The organism is Thermodesulfobacterium sp. TA1 (assembly GCF_008630935.1).
GTDB lineage: Bacteria > Desulfobacterota > Thermodesulfobacteria > Thermodesulfobacteriales > Thermodesulfobacteriaceae > Thermodesulfobacterium.
On record NZ_CP043908.1, the window covers coordinates 913,868 to 925,897 of the forward strand.

General features: G+C 36.7%; 10 protein-coding genes and 1 tRNA gene. 5 read left to right on the plus strand and 6 right to left on the minus strand.

Annotated features, from left to right (window positions below):
• Positions 1–61: 61 nt before the first annotated feature.
• Together rnhA and F1847_RS04685 are read left to right on the plus strand one after the other, a co-directional pair.
• Positions 62–499, plus strand: coding sequence for a ribonuclease HI (gene rnhA, locus F1847_RS04680; protein ID WP_150071934.1), 438 nt, complete (start codon positions 62–64; stop codon positions 497–499).
• Positions 481–1,056, plus strand: a complete 576-nt coding sequence (locus F1847_RS04685) for a UbiX family flavin prenyltransferase (RefSeq protein ID WP_150071935.1) — start codon at positions 481–483, stop codon at positions 1,054–1,056. Before rnhA ends, F1847_RS04685 begins: the two co-directional genes overlap by 19 nt.
• Here F1847_RS04685 and lnt read toward each other — a convergent pair.
• From lnt to F1847_RS04705, 4 genes are read right to left on the minus strand one after another with little or no spacing between them, the layout of a single operon-like run.
• A complete protein-coding gene (lnt, locus tag F1847_RS04690) occupies positions 1,022–2,620 on the minus strand; it encodes an apolipoprotein N-acyltransferase (protein ID WP_150071936.1) in 1,599 nt (532 codons plus the stop codon). The two genes, F1847_RS04685 and lnt, sit on opposite strands and share 35 nt — an antisense overlap.
• Entirely contained in the window at positions 2,598–3,416 is an 819-nt protein-coding gene (locus tag F1847_RS04695; protein WP_150071937.1) for a transporter associated domain-containing protein, read from the minus strand. The genes lnt and F1847_RS04695 overlap by 23 nt, the downstream gene beginning before the upstream one ends.
• Positions 3,407–4,393 carry an ADP-glyceromanno-heptose 6-epimerase gene (rfaD, locus tag F1847_RS04700; RefSeq protein WP_150071938.1) on the minus strand — a complete coding sequence of 329 codons (987 nt, stop codon included), beginning with the start codon at positions 4,391–4,393 and terminating at the stop codon, positions 3,407–3,409. Before rfaD ends, F1847_RS04695 begins: the two co-directional genes overlap by 10 nt.
• Positions 4,394–4,395: 2 nt before the next feature.
• The gene (locus F1847_RS04705) at positions 4,396–5,994 is read right to left on the minus strand and encodes an L-lactate permease (RefSeq protein ID WP_150071939.1); all 1,599 of its coding nucleotides are present in this window, start codon (positions 5,992–5,994) and stop codon (positions 4,396–4,398) included.
• Between the two features lie 361 nt (positions 5,995–6,355).
• On the opposite strand from F1847_RS04705, the gene F1847_RS04710 reads away from it, so the two are divergent.
• The 3 genes from F1847_RS04710 to F1847_RS04720 all read left to right on the plus strand — a co-directional run bounded on the left by F1847_RS04710 (position 6,356) and on the right by F1847_RS04720 (position 8,070).
• Positions 6,356–7,243 (plus strand): KaiC domain-containing protein, encoded by an 888-nt coding sequence (locus F1847_RS04710; protein ID WP_150071940.1) that lies wholly within the window; start codon positions 6,356–6,358, stop codon positions 7,241–7,243.
• Positions 7,244–7,259: 16 nt separating this feature from the next.
• Positions 7,260–7,925: a bacterio-opsin activator gene (locus tag F1847_RS04715; RefSeq protein WP_150071941.1), complete on the plus strand. Its 666-nt coding sequence runs from the start codon at positions 7,260–7,262 to the stop codon at positions 7,923–7,925.
• A 70-nt stretch (positions 7,926–7,995) separates the two neighbouring features.
• A tRNA-Ala gene (locus tag F1847_RS04720) sits at positions 7,996–8,070 on the plus strand.
• On the opposite strand, the gene F1847_RS09535 is transcribed toward F1847_RS04720, so the two are convergent.
• Positions 8,033–9,886, minus strand: coding sequence for a sugar phosphate nucleotidyltransferase (locus tag F1847_RS09535; RefSeq protein WP_370516789.1), 1,854 nt, complete (start codon positions 9,884–9,886; stop codon positions 8,033–8,035). The two genes, F1847_RS04720 and F1847_RS09535, sit on opposite strands and share 38 nt — an antisense overlap.
• Positions 9,887–9,905: 19 nt before the next feature.
• Positions 9,906–11,486 (minus strand): MBL fold metallo-hydrolase, encoded by a 1,581-nt coding sequence (locus F1847_RS04735; protein WP_150071942.1) that lies wholly within the window; start codon positions 11,484–11,486, stop codon positions 9,906–9,908.
• Positions 11,487–12,030 lie beyond the last annotated feature (544 nt).

Here is a 12,030-nt window from a genome sequence, read left to right on the forward strand (position 1 = left end):
AAAGATTGATTGGGTTGGCTGCTTAAAAGGTTATAAAGCAGTCAACCCTCTTTAGGTTTTTATGGTTAAGGTTTATGTAGATGGTGCTTGTTTAGGGAATCCTGGGCCTGGAGGCTGGGCGGTTTTGATTTTAGAAGATGATAAAGAACATATTATTACTGGAGGGGCTTTTTTTACTACAAACAATCAAATGGAGCTTGAGGCAGTAATTCAAGGTCTTTCAGTTTTTAAAGAGCCTACAGAGATTACGATTTTTTGTGATTCAGAGTATGTAATCAAAGGAGCTACAGAATGGCTTCCTAACTGGAAAAAAAGAGGTTATAAGACATCAGACGGAAAACCGGTTAAAAACAGAGAACTCTGGGAAAGGCTTGATGCCCTTCTTCAAAAACACAAGGTTTCTTTTAAAAAAGTTTTAGCCCACAGCGGAGACCTTTTTAACGAAAAAGTAGACCAAATAGCCAAAAAAAGTGCGGAAAAATGGAAAAAAAATACTTAGTAGGGATAACAGGGGCAAGTGGAGCGGTTTATGCCAAGGTTTTTCTTCAAGAATTAAGGACCTTAGGGGTTAGGGCAGAGGTTATCATTACCGAGGCAGGAAAAAAGGTTTGGGAGACAGAGCTGAACACTTCTTGGCAGGAACTTAAAAACTTAGCCTCAAGAGTATATCAAGAGACAGAAATTACCGCAGGTCCTGCGAGTGGGTCTTCTATGTATTCTGGGATGGTTATCATACCTTGTAGTATGGGCACCCTTGGGGCTATTGCCCATGGTGTTTCAAGAAACCTGCTTCAAAGGGCGGCAGACGTTATGCTTAAAGAAAAAAAGACCTTGGTTCTGGTAGTAAGAGAGACCCCTTTAAACCTAATCCATTTAAAAAACATGGAAGTTTGTCTACAAGCAGGGGCGGTCATTTTTCCGGCTATGCCCTCATTTTATCAAAGGCCTAAAACCTTAGAAGAGTTGCTTAGGTTTTTTGTTAAAAGACTGCTTTTATTTTTAGGATTTAAACCACAGGGTTTTAAAGGTTGGGAAGATATCTGCGAGGAAGAATAACAACCAATCCCATCAAAGCCAAGATCCCAAAACCGACTATGCCAAGGATGGGTCCGGTCTTGGTGAAAAGGGTAGGTTGATAAAGAGGTTTTACGGTATGGGTAATCACAGCTTCTTTTTCAAGGGGGGTTTGGGTAAGGATTTTGCCGGTTGGGTCTATTATTCCTGAGATGCCAGAGTTGGCTACTTGAACGGTAAACCTTCTTGCCTCTACTGCTCTAACTACTGCCATCTGAAAATGTTGATAAGGGGCTGAAGTTTGACCAAACCAGGCATCATTGGTAGCGATATAGACCAACTGGGTGTTTTCTTTTAGCCTTTCTCTTAAAATCTCACCAAAGGCACTTTCAAAACAGATAAGAGGGGTGGCCTTGATGAACCCATTATCTAAAGGTAGATACAGATTTTTTGAAAAACCTGGTTTTAGAACATCGGTTACTACAGAAATCTTTTTTAAAAACGGGAAATATTCTAATAAAGGAACATATTCACCAAACGGTACAAGCTTTACCTTATCATAAAAGTCTACAAAATCCTTACCATCCCAGACGATAAGACTGTTATAAGCCTTAGGTTGACCTTGGGTATAGCTTAATCTAAAAGTTCCAAAAACCACCCGAGGGACCAAGTTAAACTTTTTCCCCTCATTTTTAAGTTCATCAAGGAAAAGAAGAAGTTCAGCGGTAGGTTTGGTTTCATAGGGAAAATAAAAATTAAAAGCTGTTTCAGGAAACAAAATCAAGTCTGGTTTTTCTTTAAGGACATTTAAAGCTAAGTTTCTGTAAACCTGAAACGAGATTTCTATCTGTTTAGATTCCTTTATTTCTTGAGGAATGTTTCCTTGAAGAAGGGCTATTTTAAACTCTTTAGTCTCTTCTTTAACCAGTTTTTCCCAGCGTACCTTTAGATAAAAACCAGAAAACAAGAGCAAAACAGTTAAGAAACAAAAGGCCAAGGTATGCGGGTTTATCAAAACCTTAAAACAATTCTTAGTTTCTGTAGTTTTGGTTAACAACAAAAAGCCAAAGTAATTAACCCAAACCAGAAAAAAACTTAACACCCAAACTCCGCCTACTTCAGCCAGTTGTAAAAGAGGAGAAAAATTAGCAGCCACATAACCTATCTGACCCCAAGGGAAACCGGTTAAAAGGTTAGCCCTAAGCCATTCTATACCTACCCAGACAAAACTTACTAAAAAACCTTTTACCAACGTAGGCTGGTTAAAAAGCTGACATCTATAGGCTATGCTTAATCCCAAGGCATAAAAAAGGGCAAGATAAGCCGACACAATAAGGAGTAAAAACATAGAAAAAAAAAGGTTCAGTCCTCCGTACTTAGTTAAAGTATAGACTATCCAGTAAAGCAAAGTGGTAAAATGAAAAAAACCAAACCCAAAACCATAGATAAAGGCTTTAATAGAACTTTTAGCTAAGCTTAAACTCCAAAAAAGAGGTATCAACCCCAAAAAAGCTACCAGCCAAAGATTCCATTTAGGAAAAGCTAAGGTAAGAAAAATTCCTGAAAGAAAAGACAAAAGCAGATTAAGATCCAGCAGGGTTTTCATCTCTTTTTCTAACCTTTAAAAGTTCTATCTTTTTTCCGTCTGATTGAATGATTTTTACTTCTAAAGAGGGAAGTAAAATTCTTTCTCCTGAGGTTGGAATGCGCTTAAGATGTTCTATAATGAGCCCGGAAATGGTTTCAAAATCCCCTTTAGATAATTCTATCCCAAAGCACTTTTCTATTTCTCTTATCTTAAAAGTGCCCGGGACTAACAACCAGCCTTGAGAGTCTGGTAATGGACAAGAAGGTGAGGGCTTTATGATTTCATACAAAATGTCTTTTAACCTTATCATTCCGGTTATCTCTGAAAGCTCGTCTACTACAAAAGCTACTTCTTCTTGTTTTTCCACCATTTTTTCTATAGCCTGCATAAGCGAGAGGGTTTCAGGTATGATAAGAGGCTTTTTGATCCAGTCTTGCCAAATATAAGTTTTTTGTTTAATACCTCTTACAAGGTCTCTTAGAGATACATATCCTACCAAATGGTCTAAAACGTTCTGATATACTGGATAAAAAGAAAAAGGATGACGAGAAAGAATCTCTAAGATTTCTTCCCAGCTATAAGATAGATCAAACCCTATCAGCTCTTGTCTGTTAATGACGATTTCTCTTACCTCTATGACTTTAAGGTTTATGAGGTTTAAGAAAAGTCTTTCTTCAAACTCAGAAACAACCTTTTCTTCCTTATAGTCTTCAAGAACCTCTTTGATGTCTTCTTCTATTTCAGATATTTTAGAGGATCTTGAAGGAATACGAAAGATTTTTTTTAAAAACTCTGATAGATAGTCTATCCCCATAGGCTAAAAAGGTTTTGTCGTTCTAGCCAAGAAACGTAGCTTTTTACTGCCTCCTCAAGGGTATACATTTCTTTATTATAACCTACCTTTCTTAATTTGGTAATGTCTGCTTGAGTAAAATATTGATATTGTTTTTTCAAATTTTCTGGCATGTCTATGTATTCAATATTAACCGGAAGGTTTAAAGCTGAAAACACAGCGGTGACTAAATCTTTAAAAGAACGAGCCTTACCAGTTCCTACGTTAAAAATTCCCTTTATTTTTGGGTTTTCTAAAAAGAAAAGGGTAACTTCTACTGCGTCTTTTACATAAATAAAATCCCGTAGCTGTCCTCCATCAGGATAGTCAGGATGGTAAGACTTAAAAAGTCTTACCTTTCCTTCTTTTTTAATCTGTTCGTAAGCCTTTAAAACAACGCTTCTCATCTGTTCTTTATGAAACTCCTTTTCCCCAAAAACGTTAAAATATTTTAGGCCAACCACCTGGTCAGTAAGTCCATTATAGTAAACCCAAAGGTCAAACAGCTGTTTAGAAAATCCGTAAGGGTTTAAAGGCTTTAACTTAGGGATAAGGTCTTCGTTATCAGAAAAGCCAAGAGAACCATCACCGTAGGTAGCGGCAGAAGAGGCGTAGATAAAGGTTATCCCATGTGATAAAGAAAAAAGGGCTAATTTTTGGGAATACAGGTAGTTGTTTTTATAGAGGAAGTCAAAATCATTAACGGTTGTGTCGCTACAGGCACCTAAATGAATGATAGCCTTAACTTCTTTAAAATGGTTTCGTTCAATCCGGGTTAAAAATTCATCTTTCTGGATATAGTCTAAAAATTTAAGCCCTAAGAGGTTTTTCCACTTAGGGCTTTCTTTTAGATGGTCGACTATAAGGATACGGTCTTCTCCTTTTTGATTTAAGGCTTCCACCAAATTAGAACCTATAAAACCAGCGCCGCCGGTTACTATTATGCGAGGTGTTTGCATGTTTATCCCCAAAGTTTTATAAAGATTAACGTTAAAATACCAGAAACTAAAGTTATTGCAAGCACTGGCAGAATGACCGCTTTGATAAACTGTCCTTCTTCTTTACCTTTTACACCGATGGTAGCGGCTGCGTTGGTTATCTTAGCAGGAGTTATGGCTGAAGCAATTCCACCTCCTACTGAATGGGCTGCGTAAATCCACATAAAGGCTCCGGCTCCTACGGTAGAAAGGGTTGCCTCCCACTGAATTTTGGCAAAAAGAACGTTAGAGGCAGTAGAACTTCCTCCTACAAAGGTCCCCAAAACTCCCAAAAAAGGTGCAGAAATTGGATATAAATCACCTAAGGTGTTTGCAAGAAAAAGGGCTATCAACCGGTCCATGTTGTAGTCCTTAAAATAAGGTGTAGGAACGAGTTTTCCATCGATTACATCCATAGCAGACCAGGCCATTATAAAGGCTACGGCAAAAAACAAAGAATAGGCTAAAAACGGACCCCAAGAACGTTTCATCCAGAGAAAAAAGGCGTTTTTAAGTTGAGTTGAAGAAGGCCTAAGTATAAAAATAGAAAAGATAGAAACCACCATAATCCAAAACCATACATTGCTAAGGATGTTTAAGTCTTCTTTTTTATCTGCAAAAACATGTATTACCTCTGCATCTCCTAAGGCTGAGGCAAGCTTTGCTTTTATAGGAGCAAGGTTTACAATAAAAGAAAAGATTATAAGCAGGATAAAAGGGGAAACCGATTTTAGAATACCTAAACTAAAACGTACCCTCTCTTCGCTACTTGGTCCGTTTACGTTTTTCAGCCTATAATAAAAATATACAAAAACCATCGTAGCTAAACCAGAAATTACTCCTATGATTTCTACAGGAAAAATTCTGGTATAAGCACAGAAGAGGGCAGAAAGGGAAAGGACAAGTCCAGATAAAAATCCAGGTAAAAAGTTTTTCCTAAGGGCACCCCAACCTCCCACAGTATAAATCATAAGAAAGGCAAAAAAAGGAGAAATTATAGGTAAAAAAAGACTGATTTTAAACGTAAAATCCCAGATAAATTCCTCAAGCCCATTTATACCAGGAGGATTAATCCCAAAAGAAAGGGCTACTTTAGCAGGTAAGGTAATCGGGATAGAAAACAAGGCAAAAGAAGTAAGCGGGTCATAACAAAGGATGCTGATAGCTATGGCAGCTACTGGAGAAAAACCTAAAATCCTGAAAATCGGGGGGAACATCGCTGGGGTAACCATTCCAAGGGCAGTACTAAGGGACCCAAAACCCATTCCCAAAAAAAGGGTTTGTTCTTCCTTGGTTTTTACTATTCCTTTAATATAGTCTATTAAATTTTTGAGGTCCCCTGTTTCTCTCATTAAAAAGATGAGAAACATCGTAAAAAGCACGGCTAAGGTTATGCCCAAGGCCTTGACAATACCCATATAAGTAGCCCCTAAAGCCACAAAAAAAGGGGTCTTAAAGTAAACAACCGCTACCAAAACCGCAAGCACCCATCCAAGGATAGAAACAAAGGTTCCAGAGCGATGAAAAAAGACCATCCCTAAAAAAACCACCAAAAGAGGAAAAACCGCTAAAAACACCTCCATAGTTAACCCCCTTAATGATTTTAGTTAACCAAATAACAAGTTAAATCTTTAGCATTTTTTGCTAAAAAATCAACCTTAAAGGACTTTTTTTTAAAGTAATCTTATTACTATTGAAATCCATATAAATGAAACTTTTTTCACAAAAAAAATGAAACCTAAGAGCTCTTATTTCAAGTATGGTTAAGATATTTTCATACATGTATTTTTTTCTCTTTAGGTTTTAAGAGGTACCACCAGATGTCCCCAAAGATTTTAAAAATTTCTATTTTCTGCTATTTTCTTAGCTAAATAAGTTTTTTCTTTCTTGAAAAAGAATAATATAAAACTTATTTTTTTATAAAAACCGGTAAGGAGTTAAAAGATGGAAAAGACCCAAGAAAAAAAGGAGAATCTCTACGGAATAGGGGAACCTGATCTAAAATCCATCTATAAGGGTGGAGAGGCTTTAAAAAAGGCACCTAAACTTTACGGTGTTCCTACAGGAATAGAAGGGCTTGACCCCCTTTTTTATATAGTGGTTTCAGAAAACGGCAAGTTGGTTAAAAAACATTTAGGAGGAATTCCTGCTTATTCGGTTTTTAACATCACCGGGGTCTCTGATACAGGGAAGTCTTTAATGGTAGAACAATTTGCTGTCAAACAAGCTTCTAAAGGAGAAAAGGTAGCTTTTATTACGGTAGAAACTCCGGCTAATTTTTTAGCCGCTTCCTTAGAGCTTAGAGCTAATGCTATGGGCCTAAATTTTAAGGATTTTGAGGACAATCTCATTCTTATAGACGCTGCTTCTTCAACCAAACTTAGGGAAAGCCTCCCTGACCTTTTAGCTACCTTAGCTTATGCCATTCAAACCTATAAAGCCAACTTTACGATCATAGACTCAGTAACCGGTCTTTTTGAGACGAAAGAAATGTTAGCCAGAAATGTGGTGAGAAGGCTTTATAATTTTATGAAAAAGTGGTATCAAACAGCCCTTTTTGTATCTCAAAAAAGAAGTGGACATGAAGAACTTACCGCTGAGGCTGCCGGTGGATATGCCGTGGGTCATATAGTTGATGGAACGATGGTTTTAGCTAAGGAGCTTATCGATTCGGGTTTTAAAGCCAAAATGTATAAAAAAGAAATAGGAGAGATAGTAAGACTGTTTAGGATAGATGGTTGCAGGATGTGTGGTCATGACACCAAAACCCGGTTTCTTGAAATTACTGAAACCGGGTTGGTGGTAATAAAGGAACCTATTTCTCAAAAATAAAAAAGGGGGGGAAACGATGGTTATACAAATAAGTAGTCCTACCGTTTCAGAGGCAGAGTTAGAGCATTTGGTTAGTCGTGTGTTTTTTAAAGCCATAGACCTTTTAGGTGGTCTTAGCAAGCTTGCTGAGTTTAGAACCCTTACTTGGTTACCCTCTTTAGCCAGGGCTGCCTTTGTGGTGGTCTTAAAAGAAGAATACGTAAAAACCGACGAAGAAATCGCAGAAAAGGTAGGGCTTACTAAAAACACCGTAAAAAATATCTTAAGGGCAGACCCAGAGCTTGCTTTACAAAAAATAAAAGCCTTTGAGGAATTGGTTAACGAAGAGGTTAAAGAGTTAAAGGTTCACACCGCAGGAGGTATCGCTAAATTAGCTTACAAAGAGATTAAACAAGGTCATGAAGCCCAAACCTTGCTACATTATTGTTCTGTGGTGGCAGAAGACATAGCCAAAACTTTAGAAATCCCTTGGGCTTATTTAGTACTTAAAAAATCTAAAGGACTAAAATATCCTATAGAAACCCCGGAGGTATTAAAAGAAAAGTTTGCCGGACTTTCGGTAAAAGGGGTCTCTTTAGAGGAAATTATAACCCATATCCAATACCCTATTAAAAATCCTGCCCAACTTTTAAAGGAGATAAAGGACTATTTAACCTTAAAAAAAGCCCAGAATGAGGAATAAAAATTTTAAAAGATTAGATATTGACAAAACACACAAACAGGTTATTTTATAAAAAGTTTCAACCTTATCTGGGGCCGTAGCTCAGAGGGAGAGCGCGTGAATGGCATTCACGAGGTCGTGGGTTCAAGTCCCACCGGCTCCACCATTTCTTTTTCTAAATCCTTAAGCGTGTTTTCCAACTGAAAAAGTCTTAATAGTTTTACTTCTTCTTTTAGGTATTCAAGGGTTTGAGGAATAAATTTTAAAAAATATTTTTTTCCTTTAAACAAGGCTAAATTGGCATAGGCCCCCAGGGCTTGTAGATGCCTTTGCACTCTTAAATAGGGTAAGCTGGCTAAAAATATGTCTTTTTCAAAGGTTGGGTCTTTTTTCTGGCGAGTCTCTATATAGTATTCCAAAAGCTCCTCTCTGAGTTGTTTTTCAAGTCGATAATAAGGGTCCCAAAGAAGAGAAGCTATGTCATAACCAGCAGGGCCTATCCTTGCTCCTTGATAATCTATAAGATAGGGAAGACCTTTTTTGATCATTATGTTTTGAGATTGTAAATCTCGGTGTATCAGATTTTTAGGGAAACTATCTGATGTTTTTGCTAACCGTTCGAACTCTTCCTCTAATTTTTGGTTAACCGAAATTTTTGCCAGAGCCTCTAAAAACTTTTCCTTAAAATAATTGGTTTCCCATCTGAAATAAGCATAATCAAAAACCCTAAACATTTTTAAGCAAGAACGGTCTAAAGGAATGGTATGAAGCTTTACCACCTCATCGAGCACGGCTTGATACATATTTTTTATTAGATTTAGGTTTTTCTTGCCTTTTAGCCAAGTATAAAGGGATAGATCTCCTAAATCTTCAAAAATTATCTCTTTTTTCTCTGAATAAACCCCTAAAATGGAAGGGACCCTTACTCCATTTTTCTTTAAAAACTTTTGGTATTCTACCGTTCTAAAAAAATCATCGTCTATATGGTCTACCTTCATCTTAATTAAACCGTTTTTTCGATAAAATCTTCTGTCAGAACCTCCATATCCTATCAAAAACCCTTCTTCAGAAGGTTGTAAAAATGCTTCCCTTGGGACCGAGATAAAGAAATCTTTCCCTAAAATTCCATCTTTAAAACTTCCTGAAACTTTACCCCCAGGGAAGATTACTGCCACGTTTTCTAAAAAACTTCCTTCTTTAAGCTGATAAGCCTCTTCTATCGAAACATAGCCTTGAAACTCAACCCCGTCTGTATTTATCCCTGGACAAAGATATAAGTTTTCTCCTTGGATTCTTAAGAGATGTACAAGGGCTTTTAAATAAGAAGCAGGGTTACCTATGTCAAACCATACCCCTTTTAATTCGTAGGTATAAACAGGCCAGCCTTTTTTTAAGGCTTCTATCCATCCGTCTAAAACCGAAGACGGACCTTCAGGCAAGCAATCTAAAAACTTAGAACTATAAACAGCTATACCGGTAAACCCGGTTTTTTGATAAAACTTTTGAGGGGGATAAAAGGGTTCAACCCCTAAAAACCTGCCTTCTTCGTCTATGAAAACTTTATTCGCTAAAGGATTAGGTTTTACCACTAAAGTAGCTACAGCCTCTTTTTCTAAATGAAACTTAACAACCTCTTTTAAATCTATTTCTGCAAGGATGTCGGCGTTATGCACTACAAACAAGGCATCCTTTAAAAATTTGCTGGCTTTTTTTAAACCTCCTCCGGTACCTAAAATGCATTCTTCATAAGAAAAACATAACCATCCTTTATAAGGAAACCTTTTTGCCCAATCTAAAATTTTATCTGGTTTGTAATGTAGGTTTATCCCCACAGCTTCAGGGTTTAGCTTAATTATATTATTAAATACGTATTCGATGATAGGTTTTCCTAATAAAGGAATAAGAGGCTTAGGTAGTTCTTCAGTGAGGGGACGGAGTCTTGTGCCTAAGCCTGCTGCAAGAATAAAGGCTTTAATTTTCATCTACCTGTCTTTTACCCTATTAAAGGACCCGTGCAGGATAATAGTCTCCATGCCCCGGGAAAATAATAAGGCCTCTACCTTGGGTTTTAAGTTTTTCATCAAGGTTTTTTGCCAAAACTTTCAAAAGTTCCATCTCTTTTTTAAAAAGAGATGAGTTAGCGTTGGTGCTTGTCATCAAAAATTTAGGTATGTTAAGCACCTTTTTTTCTTCTTCTGTAAGACTGGGGACATAAAGAAGGTAGTCTGCAGTAAAAAGAAGGCCAAATTCTTCACATAAGAAAAACACCTGTCCTGGGATGTGCCCACCTAAACTTTCTATAACCTTAAACTTTAGACTTCCTATATTAAAAAAATCTATCACCGGAAAACCGTTTAAAGTTTCATAAACCTTTTGATGGTTAAACACCTTAGGATTTTTAGGAAATTTAGTCTTGGTAAAATAGTTTACCAAAATGGTAAAATAATGATTAAGCTCATAAAGCGGGGTAGGGACCCCATAAACTCGATTTTCCTTTTCCATAACCCCTAAGGCATCTTTATGACACCATACTTCGGTCTGAAACTCCTCTTCAAAATGTCCTGTAAGTCCTACATGGTCTGCGTCAGCATGAGAAAGATAAATTTTTTTGATGTTTTCAGGATCTATCCCTTGCTTATAAAACATGTCCTTTATGTCTTGATAGTAAATACCGTAGCAGGTGTCTATCAGATAATATTCATGGTCTACTTGAAATACATAAAGGTTTCCTCCAGTAGGAGGTTTAAAGGTGTGTAGGATGGCGTCTCCTAAAGGGATGCTGGGTAAACGTGTAAAAGAAAAGTTAGGACCTATCTTTGTCCTTGAGTAAATGGCAAAGTTAAGGATGTTTCCGAAAACTTCACCGGCTTCCAAGTTTTTTCCAGCCTCTTTATTAAAGTTAATCAAACTTTCAGAAAGATACTTAGAAGCCTCTATCAATCTTTTTATTTCTGCTACCTCTTCTTCTGAAAGGACTTTTCTTAGGTTAAAATAAAACCTTTCAAGAAGGTTTAATCCTAAAAGCCTATTGGTTTCTTCTTCTTTCCCTAAATACTCTAAGCTATAATGGTAACCTGCTTGGTTTAAAGAATATAAAAGTTCCTGTGCCTTTTGTTTTTCTGAAAGATAAAAAGCAATAATAGCCTTGTTTTCAGAAAGATATTCATTAAAGGTCATGTAAACCACATTAGCCTGGTATTCTTTTAGCAGTTTAGCGATGGTTGCTAAGGTGCCTGGCTTATTTTCTACAAATATAGCCAGTTTAAAAACCCCTTCGGGCTCGGTAATCTCAAAATTTTCTTGATAGATTTCTTCAAAAAAGCCTTGCTCTGCTAAACTTTGATAAACTCTATCCCAGGAACTTATATCCTTAAACTTACCTTCTATGATAACCCTGTTAGGATGTTCAGACCGGTTGTAGTAGAAATAAACGATGTTTATCTGGTTTTTGCCAAAAAGCTCAGCAAGCCTTGCCAAAGAGCCTGGTCTGTCTGGAACAAATACTTTCATTTTTATAAAAAAAGCTTGTTCATCTAAGCCTTTATAAAGTTCAAAAGCCTTAGGAATTGAAGCAATCTCCATAAGGTAACACCCTTAACCTGAATTTCTTTTCTAAATTTTTATTAATTTATCACAACTTTTCTATTCTTCTACCAAAAATCATCGACAATAAAGTTCAATAACTATTAGAAAGCCAAGAAAAAATAAAAAAGGGCTTGTTATTACTAAAGATATATCACATTTTATTCCCAGTCTGAAATGTTACATCTTTAGTTTTCAGTTTTTTAGTTTCAATCCCCTTCTCCATGAAATCTATCATAGCAACAAACCAACAGGGCTCACTTATATGCTCAAGCCATCTATGTTGAGAAGAATCCATCTAAACAAGAAGTTCAGCCTTTGGCATCCTTCTCTTTCTGCGGTATAGCCTTCTTTTATTCCTTGGTTCGTGTAAACCGCCTTTAATAAGTATTTGTCTTAAAGTCTCTTAACTTAAACGGATTCCATGAATTTCTTTTAGCTTTTCTCTAAGATGAGAAACATTAAAGTCATATCAAAATAGTAACCACAAAAAATATAAAAAGGGCTTGATAAACTTTAAATTTAAGCTTAATATTTACTATGA

Coding starts and splice junctions, on each gene's coding strand:
- F1847_RS04715 (WP_150071941.1), top strand. CDS start 7,260: ATGGTTATACAAATAAGTAGTCCTACCGTTTCAGAGGCAGAGTTAGAG.
- F1847_RS04705 (WP_150071939.1), bottom strand. CDS start 5,994: ATGGAGGTGTTTTTAGCGGTTTTTCCTCTTTTGGTGGTTTTTTTAGGG.
- lnt (WP_150071936.1), bottom strand. CDS start 2,620: ATGAAAACCCTGCTGGATCTTAATCTGCTTTTGTCTTTTCTTTCAGGA.
- F1847_RS04685 (WP_150071935.1), top strand. CDS start 481: ATGGAAAAAAAATACTTAGTAGGGATAACAGGGGCAAGTGGAGCGGTT.
- rnhA (WP_150071934.1), top strand. CDS start 62: ATGGTTAAGGTTTATGTAGATGGTGCTTGTTTAGGGAATCCTGGGCCT.
- F1847_RS04695 (WP_150071937.1), bottom strand. CDS start 3,416: ATGGGGATAGACTATCTATCAGAGTTTTTAAAAAAAATCTTTCGTATT.
- F1847_RS09535 (WP_370516789.1), bottom strand. CDS start 9,886: ATGAAAATTAAAGCCTTTATTCTTGCAGCAGGCTTAGGCACAAGACTC.
- F1847_RS04735 (WP_150071942.1), bottom strand. CDS start 11,486: ATGGAGATTGCTTCAATTCCTAAGGCTTTTGAACTTTATAAAGGCTTA.
- F1847_RS04710 (WP_150071940.1), top strand. CDS start 6,356: ATGGAAAAGACCCAAGAAAAAAAGGAGAATCTCTACGGAATAGGGGAA.
- rfaD (WP_150071938.1), bottom strand. CDS start 4,393: ATGCAAACACCTCGCATAATAGTAACCGGCGGCGCTGGTTTTATAGGT.